The sequence below is a fragment of the Polaromonas jejuensis NBRC 106434 genome (assembly GCF_001598235.1).
Lineage (GTDB): Bacteria > Pseudomonadota > Gammaproteobacteria > Burkholderiales > Burkholderiaceae_C > Polaromonas > Polaromonas jejuensis.
In genome coordinates this window covers 170,263-187,355 of record NZ_BCYO01000001.1, presented here as the reverse complement: position 1 = coordinate 187,355, position 17,093 = coordinate 170,263, and the positions used below count along the sequence as shown (strand labels likewise).

The 17,093-nt window shown below is 63.5% G+C and carries 15 protein-coding genes; 7 read left to right on the top strand and 8 right to left on the bottom strand.

Going from position 1 to position 17,093, the window contains the following annotated elements; translation table 11 throughout:
* Nucleotides 1–22 precede the first annotated feature (22 nt).
* Together PJE01S_RS00845 and PJE01S_RS00840 are read right to left on the bottom strand one after the other, a co-directional pair.
* Nucleotides 23–2,746 (bottom strand): CoA-binding protein, encoded by a 2,724-nt coding sequence (locus PJE01S_RS00845; RefSeq protein ID WP_068831246.1) that lies wholly within the window; start codon nucleotides 2,744–2,746, stop codon nucleotides 23–25.
* A 15-nt stretch (nucleotides 2,747–2,761) separates the two neighbouring features.
* A complete protein-coding gene (locus tag PJE01S_RS00840; protein WP_068831245.1) occupies nucleotides 2,762–4,057 on the bottom strand; it encodes an ATP citrate lyase citrate-binding domain-containing protein in 1,296 nt (431 codons plus the stop codon).
* Nucleotides 4,058–4,378: 321 nt separating this feature from the next.
* Between PJE01S_RS00840 and PJE01S_RS00835 the strand changes: the two genes are divergently transcribed.
* Nucleotides 4,379–5,044 carry a response regulator transcription factor gene (locus PJE01S_RS00835; protein ID WP_068831244.1) on the top strand — a complete coding sequence of 222 codons (666 nt, stop codon included), beginning with the start codon at nucleotides 4,379–4,381 and terminating at the stop codon, nucleotides 5,042–5,044.
* Between the two features lie 73 nt (nucleotides 5,045–5,117).
* Here PJE01S_RS00835 and PJE01S_RS00830 read toward each other — a convergent pair whose 3' ends face one another.
* From PJE01S_RS00830 to PJE01S_RS00820, 3 genes are all read right to left on the bottom strand, one after another.
* A complete protein-coding gene (locus PJE01S_RS00830) occupies nucleotides 5,118–6,113 on the bottom strand; it encodes a PstS family phosphate ABC transporter substrate-binding protein (protein WP_068831243.1) in 996 nt (331 codons plus the stop codon).
* Between the two features lie 40 nt (nucleotides 6,114–6,153).
* On the bottom strand, nucleotides 6,154–7,233 hold the full coding sequence (locus PJE01S_RS00825; protein WP_068831242.1) for a YncE family protein: 1,080 nt from the start codon (nucleotides 7,231–7,233) through the stop codon (nucleotides 6,154–6,156).
* Between the two features lie 163 nt (nucleotides 7,234–7,396).
* Nucleotides 7,397–7,939 (bottom strand): hypothetical protein, encoded by a 543-nt coding sequence (locus PJE01S_RS00820; protein WP_068831537.1) that lies wholly within the window; start codon nucleotides 7,937–7,939, stop codon nucleotides 7,397–7,399.
* 149 nt (nucleotides 7,940–8,088) lie between these two features.
* On the opposite strand from PJE01S_RS00820, the gene PJE01S_RS00815 reads away from it, so the two are divergent.
* The 4 genes from PJE01S_RS00815 (at nucleotide 8,089) to PJE01S_RS00800 (ending at nucleotide 12,322) form a co-directional block, all read left to right on the top strand.
* A complete protein-coding gene (locus tag PJE01S_RS00815; RefSeq protein WP_068831241.1) occupies nucleotides 8,089–9,474 on the top strand; it encodes an ATP-binding protein in 1,386 nt (461 codons plus the stop codon).
* Nucleotides 9,475–9,602: 128 nt separating this feature from the next.
* Complete coding sequence (locus tag PJE01S_RS00810; protein WP_068831240.1) at nucleotides 9,603–10,604, top strand: ABC transporter substrate-binding protein; 1,002 nt, start codon at nucleotides 9,603–9,605, stop codon at nucleotides 10,602–10,604.
* Nucleotides 10,605–10,607: 3 nt separating this feature from the next.
* Entirely contained in the window at nucleotides 10,608–11,447 is an 840-nt protein-coding gene (locus PJE01S_RS00805) for an ABC transporter ATP-binding protein (RefSeq protein WP_068831239.1), read from the top strand.
* Complete coding sequence (locus PJE01S_RS00800) at nucleotides 11,444–12,322, top strand: ABC transporter permease (RefSeq protein ID WP_068831238.1); 879 nt, start codon at nucleotides 11,444–11,446, stop codon at nucleotides 12,320–12,322. The genes PJE01S_RS00805 and PJE01S_RS00800 overlap by 4 nt, the downstream gene beginning before the upstream one ends.
* Nucleotides 12,323–12,494: 172 nt before the next feature.
* Here PJE01S_RS00800 and PJE01S_RS00795 read toward each other — a convergent pair whose 3' ends face one another.
* Genes PJE01S_RS00795 through PJE01S_RS00785 form a run of 3 tightly spaced genes read right to left on the bottom strand, consistent with a single transcriptional unit; the run spans nucleotide 12,495 to nucleotide 14,823 of the window.
* Nucleotides 12,495–13,802: an ATP-binding protein gene (locus PJE01S_RS00795; protein WP_084389311.1), complete on the bottom strand. Its 1,308-nt coding sequence runs from the start codon at nucleotides 13,800–13,802 to the stop codon at nucleotides 12,495–12,497.
* A gap of 29 nt (nucleotides 13,803–13,831) precedes the next feature.
* Nucleotides 13,832–14,497 (bottom strand): response regulator transcription factor, encoded by a 666-nt coding sequence (locus PJE01S_RS00790; protein ID WP_068831236.1) that lies wholly within the window; start codon nucleotides 14,495–14,497, stop codon nucleotides 13,832–13,834.
* Nucleotides 14,498–14,508: 11 nt separating this feature from the next.
* Entirely contained in the window at nucleotides 14,509–14,823 is a 315-nt protein-coding gene (locus PJE01S_RS00785) for a PepSY domain-containing protein (RefSeq protein ID WP_218017483.1), read from the bottom strand.
* Between the two features lie 125 nt (nucleotides 14,824–14,948).
* Between PJE01S_RS00785 and PJE01S_RS00780 the strand changes: the two genes are divergently transcribed.
* Together PJE01S_RS00780 and PJE01S_RS00775 are read left to right on the top strand one after the other, a co-directional pair.
* The gene (locus PJE01S_RS00780) at nucleotides 14,949–15,302 is read left to right on the top strand and encodes a hypothetical protein (protein ID WP_068831234.1); all 354 of its coding nucleotides are present in this window, start codon (nucleotides 14,949–14,951) and stop codon (nucleotides 15,300–15,302) included.
* Nucleotides 15,303–15,700: 398 nt separating this feature from the next.
* The gene (locus tag PJE01S_RS00775; RefSeq protein ID WP_169804348.1) at nucleotides 15,701–17,074 is read left to right on the top strand and encodes a TolC family outer membrane protein; all 1,374 of its coding nucleotides are present in this window, start codon (nucleotides 15,701–15,703) and stop codon (nucleotides 17,072–17,074) included.
* Nucleotides 17,075–17,093 lie beyond the last annotated feature (19 nt).

Genomic DNA, 17,093 nt, shown 5'->3' with positions numbered 1-17,093 from the left:
CGGGCGAAGCGGATGCACCCACTCAGACGACAAACCGGCACTGCGACGCTTGTGTGCGGGTATCCATATTGCGTCCGCGATTCAGGTGGTCGTCTATCTCGGCCGCGCAGCCCAGCATGCGCGGGTACAGGAAAATCGTGAAGGCCGCCGTCTCGAGATCGCGCTCGCCGATCTCGCCCGCCTGCAACGGCTTCCACAGCATCTTGAGCAGGAGTGCCGCGATCACCGCGTCGATATTGACGCAGTAAACGTTGCGCGACACGCCGGCATCGAACAGCTGCTGCACCAGTGCGCGGTAGAAGGCATGGAACACGTTGGTCTCGCCGCGTTCCTCAAACAGCTTGGCGATGAACACCTCGCGCGGATCGAAATTGACCGGCTTGTCCTTGAACACCGGGTGATTGACGCCCGGCAGCTTGGCAATATCGAGGCTGCCGGCGGTCTTCTTCGCGCTCTTGTATTGCGCGTACTGCTCGACCGCCCTGGCGGCCAGCGCCTTCAGGTTGATGCCGTGATCCTTGGCGCTCGGGTCCTTCAGGCCGCTCGCCTTGAACTGTTCGTTGAGGTAGGCGATGCCTTCGTAGCCGTTACCGCCGTGCGCATAGCCGGTGTGCGTGAGAAAGCCGATCAGCGCCTTGTTGAGCTGCACGCGCTCGGGCTGCTCGGGCCCGTCGGCCGAGACCGCGCCCTTGGCGCCTTGCGCAGAAATCGCGCCCGGGCCGTTGGTCAGAAGCAAGCCGACCAGGGTCTGGAAGGCGAACAGGTCATCTGCATCAGGCACGCGGCCGAGCAAGGCGGCGAAAGAGATTTCGCCCAGACTCAGCCTGCCGAGCAGATCTCGTTCGGTGATGCCACAGAAGCGGCAAGACTCGTGATGCCCGGCATCGGCCGAGGCGCCGATCAGCGTCCCGAACAACCGAAGCCACCAGGGAAGCCCTTCAGCCGTAAGACGCGAGATCCGCTTGCGCATCAAGGGCCCCCAAGCCAACGTGGCCGAGATCGCGGCCAGCACCGCATCCTCGGTAGGATGACCTGGCAGAGTCATGAGCCAACGCAAGAACACCGAACGGCCGCCACGGTCCTCGACGCCCGCAATGAGCGCCTCCGCTCGTGCGTCGGGTGTCTCGCAGGTCAAGCCAGGGTGATCGGCTGCGTCGACGGCCTCTACGTCGAAGCTCTCGCCCAGGGAGGCGCCGAACTCGGTGCCCAGCCCGGCAGCATGGAAGCGCTCAAGCATGAACTTGAGCGCGCTGCGAGCGGCCTCCTGGCACTTCGGCCCGACGATGGCGGCCGCGGCGGCCAGCACCGCGTTGGGCGCATTGCCCGCCTCGCGGCTGGCCTGCGCCGCCGCCAGTTCGGGCCGGCCGTGCAGGTTGATGCAGGCCGCCACCGCGGGCGCAATCAGCTTGCAGTCGTTCTCGCCGCCGATATCGTGCAGCAGCGCCAATGCGATGTTCGACTCGAATGGCAGTTTCGCCGCATCGAGCATGCTGGTGCCGTGCAGGCTGCTGACCTGCGTCTTCGCGTCCATCTGCGAGGCGCCCGAGGCATCCTTCATGGCCTGGCGCGGCACCACGCTGCCTATCTGCGTATTCAGCAGCGCCACCTGTTCGCTGTAGGGCGCGAGCGCCTCCACAACCGGCAACCGAAGCTCGGCGGGCAGGTCCAGCCCTTCGTCGGAACCGAACCAGGGCTTGAGCGCAAGGTTTCCTTCGGCCGCGAAGTCGGGCATGGTGGCATTGGCCCGCATCACGGCCGTGAGTGCCGCCGGGATGTGGGCAATGTTGGTCACCAGCGCGCCCTTGGCCGAGACCACCGGGTTCTCGGGCGTGAAGATGGCCTCCACGCCGAACTTCTCCATGAACCAGCGTTCCTTGGCCAGCGCGTCATCCGAACCGCCGGCCATCGCGCCGGCATGGCCGACCGCGCGCGTGAGCGTGCTCTTCCAGCGACCGACAACACAGGCCACCACCGGCTTGTTGAAGTGGGCGTCGAGTTCGTAGTAGCCGCCTGGTTCGCAGTAGAGCACCGCAGCCTTGCTGCGCGCGTCGTTGGCCAGCGCAAAGGCGAACTCGGGTGCTGCGAAATGGATGTAGACGTCCTTGCCGGACGAGACGACGGTGGTCGTGCCCCAGCCCGCCATGCGCAGGTACTGCGCGATAGTGGTGGAGAAGCCGCCCGAGTTGGAGAAGATCGCGATTGAGCCCGGCCGCAGCGAGTCACCGGGCTTGTCGCCGCCCAGCGCGCCGCCGATACGCACCTGGTTCCACGAATCGGCCACGCCCAAGCCGTTGGCACCGAAGATGTCTATGCCGTTGTGCTGGCCCATGGCGCGGATCTCGCGCGCGTCGTGCACGGAAATCTTTTCGGTGATGATGAAGATCTTGCGCAGGTCGGGGTTCACGCGAATCAGCTCGGCCACGCCGTCGCGCGCCGCCGAAGGCGGCAGGTAGACCACGCCGCTATTGAAGCGATGTCCCGCCGCGAGACCATCGCGCACGTTGTTGTAGACCGGGATGTCGCCGATCGGCGTTTCGAGCACCGCGCCGCACTTGCCCGGCGCGGTGCCGAACACCACGTTGCCACCCGAGTAGGCGTGGCTCACCGGCGTCACTTCGCTCGATTCGCCACCCAGGATGTTGAGCACGCAAACGCGGTCGTCGCGCGACGCCACCTGTGTGAGCGAGCTGATGCCAACGTGGTACTTGAAGTCGCCGACGCCCGTTTTCTGCCAGATGCTTTGCATGGTATGTCTCCTGCCTCAGTGGGCATTGGCGGTTGTGGGGGCCTGGATGCCGAGCCTGGCGGCGACCTGCGTGCGCCCGCCGGCCTTCATCCAGCCGTTGACCTTCTTCGCGAACTGGATCACCTCGCTCATGTCGGAGTCGAAGCCGAACAGCCGGTAGGGCAGGCCCAGCGCATCGCAGGTGTCGCGCAGGGCGCCCATGCCGCGCACCAGGTTCGGCCCGCCGCGGCCCAGCACCACGTAGAGCGGCGTCGGCCCGTGCGTGCTGAAATGCTCGCGCAATGCATCGGCCATCGCGCGCAGCGTCTCAAAGATGTCGGTGTTGTTGCTCTTGCCGCCGATGATGAAGAGTACGTTGGCCTGCTTGAGCCAGTGCCTGAAGCAGATGCGCGCCACCTCCTTCATCTTCTCGTAGGGCGGGTTGCCGCCGAAGTCGGAGCTGATGATCGCGTCGTCACCCAGCATCTCGGTCACCAGCGAGTTGGCGCCGCCGCCAAAGGTGGGGGCCAGCACCGTGCCCTTGTCGTTGATCACGTAGACGTCGCTCTGGCCCTGGTGCGTGCGCAGGGTGTTGATCTCCTGCTCGAAGTCGGAATAGTCGGCCGCGAACAGGTGCGGCGGCAGCCCCAGGCGCAGCCAGCGCGGGTCGTCGCGATCGAATCCGCACTTGAAGTCGCAGGCGACCGGCGTGAGCCGGCCCTTCTTGTCCTCGCGCATCCGGATCGGATTGAGCTCCAGCGTGGTCATGCCGAAGTCGTGGAACAGCTCCCACAGCTTGGGCAACTGCTGCACCAGGGGGGAGATGATTTCCTTGGGGGCGCCGATCTCGGTGAGCGCATTGGCCACCACAAAGGCCTTGAGGCCGGTGAGCGGGTCGAAGGGCACCATCGCGACCTGGCCTTTGTCGAGTTCCTCGATGTCCATGCCGCCCATGTGCGTGAGCGTCATGGTCGGCGCCCGGAAGTGGGTGGAGTCGCTGATGGAGAAGTAGACTTCGTGCTCGGCCGGCACGCCAGCCTCGAAGGTCACGCCGTTGGCCTTGGCCTTGACGTGGCCGACCTGGTGCTCGGCGAAATAAAGGCGCTCCTTTTCGGCCAGCGCGGTCTTCAGGTCACTGGCGCGGCCCAGCAGGCCGGCCTTGCCCTTTTTGCCGATGCCGCCCTTGAACACGGGCTTGATGAAGATCAGGCCGTACTTGTCGATCAGTGTCTTGATCTCTTCTTCGCTGGCCGCGGGGCCCAGCACCTCGGTGGCGGGGAAGCCTGCGAAGTGCAGCAGGCGCGCGCCGTGCAACATACCTGTGATTTGCATGGTCGTGGATTCCTTATGGTGATGATCAAATTCCCATTCGGCGCCGGCTGACCCTGACGGCAAGACGACGACAACGGAGGTTGCATGGATTGCTAACTTAAGGCCACAAACTAAACGCAACCTGAAATCCTGACCTGATGCGCGACTGTCTGCCTGAGCGTCAACCCTAGGACTGCGCGCTCCTTTGCGAGGTGATAATGTGCTGGCAGGCTCGGATTATCTGAGCGGCGATAGGCGCGCACCCTCAAGACGGGCGTGCTTCTAACAATCCGGCCACCATGGTTGCCAGCTGCGCCCGGGAGTGCCGAGAGGAGACAGACCATGAAAATCTTGATCGTGGAGGACCAGAGCCGGCTCGGCCAGTTCCTCAAGCAGGGCCTGAAAGAGTGCGCCTACACGGCCACCTGGGTGCGCACCTGCGCCGAAGCCTCCGATGCGTTGTGCGAAACAAAGTACGACGCCATCATTCTGGACCTCGGACTGCCTGACGGCGACGGCCTTGACCTGTTGCGCACCTGGCGCAACAGCGGATTCAACGAACCCGTGCTGATCCTCAGCGCGCGCGACGGCGTGGAGGACCGCGTCAAGGGGTTGAACCTCGGCGCGGACGACTATCTTCCCAAGCCGTTCAGTCTGGAGGAGCTGGTGGCGCGGGTGCGCTCTCTGGTGCGCCGCCAGGCCTCCGTCAAGCAGATCGTGCTTGAACACAACGGCATCCGTCTCGATCTGGTGAGCCACACCGTGAAGGTAGATGGCCATGACGTTGACCTGACGAGCCGCGAATATGCGTTGCTCGAGGTCTTCATGCAGAACCATGGCCGCATCCTGCCGCGCACGCTCATCTCCGAGAAAATCTGGTCCTCCCACTACGACGTCGACACCAACCTGCTCGATGTGTACATGAGCCGGCTGCGCTCCAAGCTCGAAACCTTGCACGGCAAGCCCCTGTTCAAGACCGTGCGGGGCGTCGGCTACCAGCTCATGTAAGCTGGACGCGCGGAAGCCGCCTGCGCGTCATCTGCGAGGCGGCCTGGATGGATCAGCCATCGTCTGGGAAATGTCAATCCAGCTTGGCCCGCTCGATGGCCGCTTCCCTCGCTGAAAGAGGCAAATAGCCTTGTGGCGAGGCAGCGACTGCCTCCTGTCCCTCGCGGGATAAAACGAGCCGCAGAAATTCACGAACGACCGGCGTAAGAGGCGGGCGGACGTAGATGAGCAGGTGGCGGTCAAGCGGATAGCGGCCCGCCATGATGTTTTCTTCCGTCAGCGCCATCGGCTCTTCTCCGGCGCGTCGGGCCAGCGGCAGCGCGCGCACGGACGGCAGCGTACGCATGGCGGCCGCAAATCCGAGCGCCAGCGGGTCTTCCGACATATGCCGTACAACATCGGCGGACTGATGGAATCCGGTCATTCCCCGGGCGAACGACTGCCCGCCGAGCCCAGCCTTTTGCATGAATAACGCCAGCGGCGTACCTCGCTCGACACCGTAGAGATGTATCGGCTGTGCCGCCCAGTCGCCTAGCGCTCCCAAATCCCCCCAGCGCGTTGCCTTGCCCGTATAGGCACGGGTGAGTTGTTCGAGTGTCAGCATGCCGATCGGATTCACGCGATGAACGAAAATCGCCAGAGGCCCGCTCAATGCATGCGGGTTGAGAGAAGCATGGGCAACGCGGAACTCGATGGGGTCGCTGCCGGTGACAGAACGGTAGTCGGCCAGTTGCGGCGGTGTAAATTCGGCCCCCATGGGTGCCAACGCCGACTTCCCTCTCGCGAGCGCCGCCGGCGCAAAACGAGTACCCGGCAAATCAAGGGAGAACCGGATACCCGGATGAGTGGCTGCGAAAAGCGCTACTTGCCGCTCCAGCATATGGCGCATGTCGTTGTAGCCAACGACGGCGATGGCTCCGTCGGGGGTCTGGTAACTGGCGCTTTTTGGCGTCTCAAGAATGGCCGGCTGATAGTGCGGCAGACCAGGATCAACCGCCGCGGCGTGCAAACCCGCCCCAGCCGTCGAAAGAAGAAATGCGCCGGCCAGGCGGTAGATGTTGCGTCTCATGGGTGTTGCCTCTCCAATGCCCAGGTACAGGCGACGAACCTCAGCGAGCGGCCGGCACGACCTCGAACTTCAGCAATTCCGCCGGAATCTTCTTGTCTCCGGGCGACACCGCGATGAACAGGCTGTTGATCTGGGGAACAAGAAGACCGGTCTTGCCGCCGTAGGCTGACGGTATGCGCTCGAGCTCCTCGTACTGGTCGGCGCTGTTCTGCCGGAAGACGCCGATGTAGTCGTCACCGGCTGCATAGATGCGCTTGTTGACCTTGTCGAACGCAAGTTCGTTGGTGCGGTTGGGGACGTCGAAACTGGCCACGGAGGCGCCCGTCTGGGTGTTCAACACCACCAGCTTGAACGGCTTGCGCGTGACGATGAACAGGCGCTGGTGGTCTTCGTCCAGCGCCATCGGTGCATTGTTCAAGCCTTCCTTGACCGGCCACTTGTCGATGACGGTGCGCGTACGCTTGTCCACCACGGCCACGTAGTGCTTGCCGGCCACGTTGACGAAGGCGCGGTGTCCGCGCTGCTCGAAGGCGATGCCCTCGGTGAAATCGGTGTCGAACTTCAGGTCGCCCAGGTGTTTGCCGGTGGCCGGGTCAATCTCGGAGACGGTGGTGTCGGGGAGCTTGGACTTGGCGTTCTTGCCGCCGGTGACGATCCATGCGCGCCGGGTGGAGGGGTCATAGCTCATCACGTCGGCGCCGGGCGTCAGCTTGAGCGTGCCGACGAATTCATAGGTCGTGGCGTCGAGCATTTTGCTCATGCCGTCACCGGAGTCGGAGACGATGAGCCGGTTGGTCTCGGGCCAGTACAGGACGCCGTGCGGTACCTCGAAGCCCTTGATAGTCTTGAGGTGCTTGCCTGTCGTCAGGTCGAACACTTCGAGCGTTCCGCCATCCTCGCCGGCGACGAACAGGCGGTTGCCCGCCACGTCGGCGGCAAGGTGGTCGAAGTCGCCGGTGTAACCGGGCAGCACCGTGCGGCTGACCAGGCGCAGGGCAGAGCTGGTGGCTGCGGGCCTGCTGCTCGCCGCGGCGGTGGATTGGGCCGCCGCATTGCCGGGGCCGAGGGTCGCAGCGGCAAGGGCGGCGGCAGTGAGCACGGAGGTGATCAATGAGTTCATGGCATGTTTGCAGTAGGGGGTTGGAGGCCTGGCGCCGGCGCGGCGCCGCGTCGATCCGGTCCCGAGGGCATCCCGGGTCGACATCGGGTGGGCCTTGCGCGCGCCGGGCACTCCAGTGCTGCCGGCGACGCACAAGTTGCGTTGAACGCAGAGGGACCGGCGCTTATTTCACCGGGTCGAACAGCGCGTTGTAGCTGGGGATCTTCTTCATCAGCTCGTCGCGCAGCTGGGTCGCCTTGGCCATGTAGGCCTTTTCGCTCGCGCTGGTGTTAAGGTTGCCCTTGGGTTCCTTGAAAGCATAGACGACCAGGCCGACGTTCTCGCCCTTTGCGTCGCGCATCGGCATGAGCACCACGAACTTCTTGACCGTGTCCTTGGTGCGGTGCCAACGCGGATCGAGGATGGTGATGCCTTTCTTGATCACGTCGATGTCATCCGGATCGTCCGGGTTGCCGACGCGCTCGGGGTACGAGCCTGCGAACATGGTGTAGATGTTTTCCAGGCCTGGGGGTACCCCGTGCAGGGTGATGCTCAGGAGTTCCGGATGCTTGGCCATGGTGTCGTCGGACAGCTTCTGGCCATAGATCTTGTGCTGCGGTGGGGTCCAGTTCTTTTGCGGCGCATCGGCCGACCAGGCCGCAGCGCTTCCCAGAATGAGGAAACCGCTAACGGCGGCAGCGGCCGCGGTGCGAAGGAGTTTGTGCATGATGTCTCCGGTGAAGTAGTTGATGAAGCTCAATGCGAATGTATCGCGAGCGCTGGCAAATATAGGCAGCAATCCTGTACCGATTCTGAGACGATCCTGAATATTCGTTTAGCCAACGCGGCATTGAATTCGATTAGCATGTCCCGATCATGAAATCAATTGGCGCCCGCATCACGGTCTTTTATGCAATCACAACGACTGCGATACTGGCCTGCCTGTTCGTAGCGGGTCACTATCTGCTCGAGAGCTACCTGATCCACCAGCTCGACGAAATCAATGAGGCACAGTTCAAGCACCTCAAGGCCACGCTGGGCCCCGACTACCGCACGCTGACGCCATCGACCGTAGATGATCGCATCCGTGAAGCCACGGAGTCCGCGTCTTCGCTGTTCTACGTCGACATGCATGGACCGATGACCAACCGGTTCTTCAAGTCGCACAATCTGCAAGGGCACTCGATTCCGGACCTCGTGGGACAGCATACTTATTCGATCGACGTCGATAGGATCGGTGAGCTCAGGGTGAGCGAGTTTCTGCTGCCCCCCTTCGAAGTGATGGTGGGCACGCCCCTGGCGCCGGTGTATGACCTGTTGGCCGGCTACCGCAAGGTGTTTTTCGGCCTGCTGGCGGCGATGCTGGTCGCCAGCATTGTGATCGGCTATGTACTGAGTAAGCTGATCCTGCGGCCCGTACGAGTGATTCAAGCGACGGCGAACCGCATACGCTCGGACAACCTGAATGAGCGGATTCCCGTGGCCGAGGTCAAGGACGAGATATCCCAGCTGGCACGCCTGCTGAACCAGATGTTCGACCGCCTGGAGACCTCCTTCGACGAAATCAGGCGTTTCTCGGCCGACGCCTCCCATGAGCTGAAAACGCCGCTGTCGCTGGTGCGCCTTCACGCCGAACGCCTGATGATCAACAGTGATTTGGACGCTTCCCAAAAGGAGTCGGTCCAGGTGCAGTTGGAAGAACTCGCTCGGGTAGGCCAGATCATTGATGAGTTGTTATTCCTGTCGCGCGCCGATGCGCGGGCCATCACTATTGACCTCGTGGAGCAGCGGCCTGAAGCGTTTCTGCACGGCTTCGAGCAGGACGCACGCGTTCTGGCCGAGCACCACGGCGTGAAATTCGTCTGCGATCACCGCGGCGAGGGCACCGTGGCGGTCGACAACAAGCGCATACGGCAGGTGCTGCTGAACCTTCTCGTCAACGCCCTGAACGTTTCGCCGCCGGGTGGGGTGATCAACCTGGAATCGCTGCTATCGGACGGCGTGTGGCGTCTGAGCCTGGTCGACGATGGTCCGGGGCTCACTCCCGAGCAATGCGAACAGATCTTCGAGCGCTTCGTGCGCCTGAACCCGGCCGGCAAGGATCCCCATGGCAGCGGCCTGGGCCTGGCGATCTCGCGCAGCATCGTGAAGTTGCACAAGGGGGATATCCGGGCGACCAGCAGCGACGTGGGCCGAGGCCTGCGCATCGTGATTGAGCTTCCGGCGGGCAACGCGATCGCCTGGCCCGCCGCTACCATTTAGCACGGCCTGCGCCGGCCCCGACAGCGGCACAGGCCGTACCTGAACACGCCTTCAGAAATCTTTCACGCCAGTTTCAGGTTGTCTTCCTAGTATCCAGATTCCATTTCGGAATCTATGAAGGAGACATCATGAACGTCAGACGCAAACTTCTACTCAGCGCTTCACTCGCCACCCTGTTCGCCGTCGCACCTGCAGTGCATGCAGGCGACAAGGTCACCCTTATGGTGGGCGGCTACGAGAAGCAAATCTACCTGCCCGCCAAGCTGGCCGAACGCCTGGGCTACTTCAAGGAAGAAGGCCTCGAGGTCGAACTCCTGAACGAGGGCGCCGGGGTCGACGCGGAAAACGAAATGCTGGCCGGCGCCGTACAGGGCGTGGTCGGCTTCTACGACCACTGCGTCGACCTGCAGACCAAGGGCAAGCAGGTCATATCGGTGGTGCAACTCAGCCACGCACCGGGTGAAGTCGAGCTTATCTCGAACAAGTACCCGCAGGTCAAGAGCATGGCCGACATGCGCGGCAAGAGCATGGGGGTGACCGGCCTCGGCTCCTCGACCAACTTCCTGACGCAGTACCTGATGGTGAAGGCCGGCGTGCCGCTGGGTGAATTCACCACGCTGCCCGTGGGTGCCGGAACGACCTTCATCGCCGCGATGCAGCAGGACAAGATCCAAGGCGGCATGACCACCGAACCGACGATCTCGCGCCTCCTGAAGACCAACGAGGCGCGCGTGCTGGTGGACTTGCGCACGCCCGAGAAGACGAAGCAGGCGCTGGGCGGCACCTACCCGGCCGCCTCGCTCTACATGTCCGCGGACTGGGTCGAGAAGAACAAACCGACGGTGCAGAAGCTGGCCAACGCCTTCGTCAAGACGCTGCGTTACATCAACACGCATGGCGCGGAAGAGATCGCCTCCAAAATGCCGAGCGACTTCTATGTCGGCGACAAGGCCGGCTACGTCAAGGCGCTGGCTGACGGCAAGGGCATGTTCACGGTGGACGGCGTCATGCCCGCGGGCGGCCCCGAGACGGTACTGTCGGTGCTGTCCACATTCTCGAAAAACTTCAAGGGAAAGACCGTCGATCTGTCCAAGACCTACACGACCGAATTCGTGAAGAAAGTGAAGTAAGCCATGTTTCAAGCTGCTCCATCAGCGCAAAGCCCGGCGATCGAGCTGATCAACGTCAGCCGGCGCTTCCTGACGCCCGACGGAAAGTCCATGACGGCACTGCGCAACTTCAACATGACCGTCGAGCGCGGCGAATTCGTGGCCGTGGTCGGCCCGACCGGCTGCGGCAAGTCCACCACGCTCAACCTCGTCACGGGGCTGGCCGCACCTTCGGCCGGCGAGGTCCGCGTGATGGGCGGCCCCGTCAACGGCATCAACGAGGGCATCGGCTTCGTGTTCCAGACCGACGCGCTGTTCCCCTGGCGCAGCGTGATCGACAACGTGGCGGCCGGCCCCCTCTTTCGCGGAAAATCCAGGAAAGAGGCCTACGAGAGCGCCCACCAGTGGCTGACGCGCGTGAACCTCGCCGGGCACGAGACCAAGTACCCGCACCAGCTCTCGGGCGGCATGCGCAAGCGCGTGTCGCTCGCGCAGACCTTCATCAACGGTCCGCAGATCCTGCTGATGGACGAGCCGTTCTCGGCGCTCGACGTGCAGACGCGGGTGCTGATGCATGACGAGCTGCTGCGGCTGTGGTCGCAGTCCAAGGCATCGGTGGTCTTCGTGACCCACGACCTGGAAGAAGCCATCGCACTGGCCGACAAGGTTTATGTGCTGACGGCCGGCCCGGCAACGGTGAAGTCGGTGTACCCCATCGACATCCCGCGCCCGCGGGTGGCGAGCGAAATCCGCTACGAGCAAAAATTCATCGACATTTCGCGCACCATCTGGGATGACCTGCGCGACGAAGTGCTGCGCGGCGCCTCCCGTGAAGAGGCGCGCGTGGCGGAGACCACATCATGAGCGAAACGACCATCACCCCCAACGTCATCCCGGCACGCGGCACCAGCCATGCCGAAATCGAGGCTGCCGCCGCACGCGCCATCCGCCGCCGCAAGCAGACGGTCTATTTCTGGCGCTACTTCATCCTGGTGGTGTTCCTGGGCGGCTGGGAACTGCTCGCGCGGACCCGGCTGATCGATGAATTCTTCTTCTCCAAGCCGTCGGACATCGTCGCACGCCTCTATACCTGGACAGTCGAGGGAACCTCGGAGGGGCCGCTCTGGTACCACCTGTGGGTGACGATGGAGGAGTCGATACTCGGCTTCCTGAGCGGCGCAATCGGAGGCATTATCGCGGGCATCGCGCTGGGCCGCAACCGCATGCTCGCCGACGTGTTCTCGATCTACATCAAGGTAATCAACTCAGTGCCGCGCGTGGTGCTGGCGCCGATCTTCATCATGCTCTTCGGTCTGGGCCTGACCTCCAAGGTGGCGCTGTCCTTTGTGATGGTGTTCTTTGTCGTGTTCTCCAACGCCTTCCAGGGTGTGCGCGAGGCCGACCGCAACCTGCTGGCCAACGCGCAGATCCTCGGCGCGCGCGGCTGGCAGCTCACGCGCGCGGTGGTGATCCCGTCGGCGATGAGCTGGATCTTTGCGTCGCTGCACGTGAGCTTCGGCTTCGCCATTGTGGGTGCCATCGTCGGCGAGTTCGTCGGCTCGCGCCACGGCATCGGGCTGCTGATCAACATCGCCAAGGGTTCGTTTGATGCCGGCGGCATGTACGCGGCCATCGTCATCATCATGGTGGTGGCGCTGGCGGCCGAGTACCTGATGACCCGCATCGAGAACCATCTCGCGAAATGGCGGCCCGCGCCTCTGCACGAAGAGCATGAATAAGCATGCTTGAAGGAGTTGCCACATCCGGGGGCGGGGATGGCACCGGACAGCAGTAGCAATGAACGCATTGAGTACCGCAGCGTGTGTGCTGAGTGCACCGCGCTGCGGTTTTTTTTGAACCCCGTTGCGCGATAAAGCTGGCGACTTATTCCATTTCCAGTCATGACAGGGGTCAGACCCACACCAAGGTCACGGACAAGCCACTCAACGACGCCCGCTCCAGGCGCATCTCACCCCCTGTCGCTTCCACCAGTTCCCGGGCAATGACCAACCCCAGGCCGTGATGACCGGGGCCTGCCTCGTCAAGCTTGCCCCCGGCCTGCAGCGCCTGCAGGGTGGCGGCATCCAGGCCCGCGCCGTCGTCCTCGATCACGATGGCTACGCCAGCGCCGAGTGCGCGGCCTTGAATCCTGACTCGACGGCGGGCGAAGCGTGCGGCATTTTCAATCAGTGCGCCCAGCAACTCCTTGGCGTCGTCGGCGCGCAAGGGAACGCGCAGTTCGTCGGGAATATCGACTTCGAAGACCAGGCTTTCTCCTGCCGACGTGTGCTCGACAACGCCCACGATTTTCTCAGCCGCGTCTCGCGGCGATGCTTCGTAGTGGTAATCGACCGCGCGCGCGGAGGCGGCCCGCAGGCGACCGAGTTCCGCCTCCACAGCGGCAGCCATGGCCGCTGCGGCGCGGTCGACGCCATCTGCGGCATCGGCCGCTCCCGCATCGCGCGCGCGCCGGCTTTGTGCGTCCAGGGCGGCCAATGGCGTTTTGAGTGAATGCGCCAGATCCGCGGCACGCCGTCGAGCACGCGAGAGATCCCCTTCGCGCGAGTCCGCGAGTTGGTTGATCGCCTCCACCAGGGGGAGAACTTCGCGGGGATGACCTCTGGCGAGCCGTGTCGCCGGGTGACGACGCATCGTCACGAGTTCATCCCGAAGGCGAGCCAAGGGCGCCAGTCCCGTGCGAACCTGCCATCCCGCCGCGGCTAGCAATACCAGCCACAGGATACCGAGAAACAAGGCGAGCTCTCGCCCGAACTCATCCCGTGCGACATTGAGCAAGGCCTTGTCGTGGGCAAGTTGCACGAGCACAGGGAAACCGCCAGGGGTTGGGATAACCGTGCGCTCCAGCAAGAGCAGCTTTTGATCGAACGGCCCTTCGGCACCACGTGCCACCCAATTTCCTGAACTGGCATTGAGGCCGCTCGGCAGCGACTGGTCCCACAAGGACCGGGAGCGCAGAGCGCCTGCGGACGTGCTCAACTGCCAGTAGAGGCCGCTTGCCGGGCGTTCGAAACGCGGATCTGGCGGCGTGTCGTCAACTTGAGGCGTGCCGTTGGCGGACAGTGTCAATTCCGATAGAAGGACGACGGCATCGTTCTCCAGTTCACTGGCGACGCGGTGCTCGATATGGCGCGCGAAGAGCCAGCCCATCACAAGCCACGCGATCACCATGGCGGCGAGGATCGCCAGCGCCGCGGCCATCAGCAAGCGAAGGCGCAGTGATTTCGCCCTCACTCTGCCATGCCTGTGAGCAGATAGCCAAAGCCGCGGCGCGTCTCGATCAGCGACGCACCGAGTTTGCGGCGCAGACGCAAGACCAGCGCTTCGATCGCGTTGGTGTCGCCGGCATCACTTTCTCCGTACAGATGCTCGGCCAGTTCCGCGGCCGAAACAGGGCGACCGGGATGGTGTGCGAGGTAGACGAAGAAGCGGAACTCCAGCGGCGAGAGCCGTATGGGCCGACTGCCGAAGGTCGCCGTCATGCGGTGGGTATCGAGCACCAATGATCCACAGGATAGAAGCGGCGCACTAAGCCCGGCGGCACGACGCACGATGGCACGCATCCGTGCAACCAATTCGCCCATCTCGAACGGCTTCGAGAGATAGTCGTCGGCTCCGGTTTCGATGCCCTCGACCTTCTCTGTCCAGTCTCCGCGGGCAGAGAGGATCAGGACAGGAAAGGTGCGGCCTGCCGAACGCCAGCGCCGAAGCACGGACAAGCCATCGAGCAGCGGCAGTCCCAGATCAAGCACACCGACGTCATAGTTCTCGACGTCGCCCTTGAACCAGGCTTCGTGGCCGTCGCGTGCCCAATCCACCAGAAACCCAGCCTCGCAAAGGGCCCGCGACACGTGTTCGCCTACATCCGGATCGTCCTCAACCAGTAGCGCACGCATATCGCAGAACCTCATTCATCCACATCGATAGAGAGGGTGGCTCCGCTGCGCGCGTCAAGGCGCATCTTGCGGACTCGTCCGTCCGGCGCAAGCACCTTGAGTTTGTATTGCAGCCGCTTGCCTTCGAGTTCCACCTTGATGATCTCGCCAGGCACCCGCTCCGCAACAATGGCGAGGATGCGGGACAGCGGGAGTATCTCCCCGCGCCGCATCGCTTCGTAGGCGACATCGTGATCCTCTTTGTCCTTGCCCTTGGCCATGACCCGGCCGGTCAGAAGCAGTGGCAGCAGTGTCAGGGCGCAAAGCAGGGAACGGCGGTTTTTCATCTGCCCAAGCATACCCAAGGCAATGCTGATATTTGGCTGACGCTGAATGGCGGCTATTTGTCAGCGACAGGCCCCTATAAACGAGCCAGCCAATGTTGGCTTCAACAACCTGCAAGAGTTCATTCATGCATCAGCACTCTCTCAAATCCATCGTTTCCGCAGTACTGCTTTGCGTCGCCACAAGCGTCGTTCCGGTCAGTCACCTCTCCGCTCAACCCGCGGTGTCCTCGCCGTCCAGTACGGCTCCCGCGCAAGCCACCTTGCCGCCCCCGATTTCCACAGTCGGCGTTCTCCCCCAAAGCGAGATGGATCGCCGCATCGCCGCTCATGGCCTGTACGTGACGGAGATGGAGATCCGCGACCTTCTGCTCAAGGTGGAGGGCTACGACAGCGCAAGACGAAAAGTAAAACTGACGCTTGATCGCCGCAATGGCGATCTGCTCGCACGGGAAATCAAGCTCGGTAAAGAACGCTATTGAACACCCGATCGGCCAGGGGCGGCTGTTGCCGCCTGGGAGCGAACAGCGTGACCTGTCCGTCGAATTTACGGGCCCGGCCATCGCCAGTTCGCGGTATCGGAACGTCACTCAGAAATCGCCCCCAATTTAGCTTGCGTTTAGGTTCATCACTTAAGTTAGGCGCTTTGATGAATGTGTTTTTCAAAAGCGACAGAACGGGCTACGTTTTTACCAATCTTCAAGTTGAGCATGCAAGTATTGCCCCCTCCTTTTCTAAAGACGGTTCTATGGAGCCTTCCGCTGCGGCGTCCAGTCGCTATAGACGAATTTGTTACTCAGGCAGCGCTGTGCTGAGGGCCTTGCTTTCGGTTGAATCGGCCAGACACGCCAGAGGCGGCAGAAACCACAGGAGCCACCCCATGCTGTTGACGAGAATGGGCCGGCTCTCGCTACTGCTGCCGCTACTCATGTTCTCAAGTGCACGGGCCGAGGACCTGCTGGCTTCATGGCAGGCAGCACGCACCCATGACGCCTACTTTGCCGCCGCGCGGGATGCCCTCTCGGCCGGGATCGAACAGGCAAAGCAGGGCGATGCCGGCTTGCTGCCGCAGGTCAGCCTGGACGGCACCGCGCGCCAGCTCCAAAAGGACTACTACGCCGGCCAGGCCGCAACCAGCAGCAAGAACGGCCGCGGCCAGCAGTTCACACTGGGGCTCTCGCTGGTGCAGCCGCTCTACAACCGCGCCGCCTCCGCCACGCGCGACCAGTCCCACCGGCAGTCGGATCAGGCGCAGCTGCGTTACCTGGCCGCCGAACAGGACCTGATCCTGCGCACCGCCAAGGCCTACTGCGACGTGCTGATCGCGCAGGAGAACGTGAACCTTGCCAAGGCGCAGACCGAGGCCGTGGGCGAACAGCTGGCACGGGCGCAGAAGATGTTCGAGCTCGGCCTGTCGAGCGTCACCGACAGCGACGATGCACAAGCCCGCTACGACACCACCGTGGCAACCGGGATTGCCGCACGCAACGACCTGGAGGTGAAGGCGAACGCCTACCGCAAGCTCACCGGCCTCGACCCGGCGCGCCTCGTTCCCATCTCGTCCGGCATGCCCACGCCGCCGGCCGCGCCCGAGGCGCTGGCGGCGCTGCTGTCGCAGGCGCGCCACCAGAATCTCGACGTGCGGGCGCAGCAGCTGGGCGTGGAGATTGCGCGCCTGGAGATCGACCGCTACCGGCTGGAGAGTTCGCCCGTGGTGTCCCTGGTGGCCTCGCTGGGCAACCAGCTCGACCGCGGGAGCTTTTCTTCCTCCGGCGGATCCGATCGCACCCTCAACGGCGCGGTCGGGCTGCAGCTGTCCATTCCGCTTTACGCCGGCGGCGCGCGCGATTCACGGCTGCGCCAGGCCGTGGCCCTGGCCGACCAGCAGGCCAACACGCTGGAGGGCCTGCAGCGCGACGCGGAGCAGCAGGCCCAGCAGTATTTCCTCGACGTGGCCAGCGGCAGCGCCCGCGTTCGCGCGCTGGAGCAGGCGCAGGCATCCGCAGCGACCGCGGTGGCTTCGAGCAAGCTCGGGCGCGAGGTCGGCGTGCGCACGGTGCTCGAGGTGCTCAATGCCGAACAGGCCTACTACCAGACCCTCTACAACCTGGTCGCGGCACGCTACGGCCTGCTGTTCAGCCGGCTGCAGTTGGCGGCGGCGATCGGCGACCTGCAGGAAGCGCAGTTGGCAGCCGTCAACGCCTGGCTGACCACCACGACCGCCCCTGCCACGCCTGCGCCGGCACCCCATTGAGGCCGCCCCCACGCGGTCA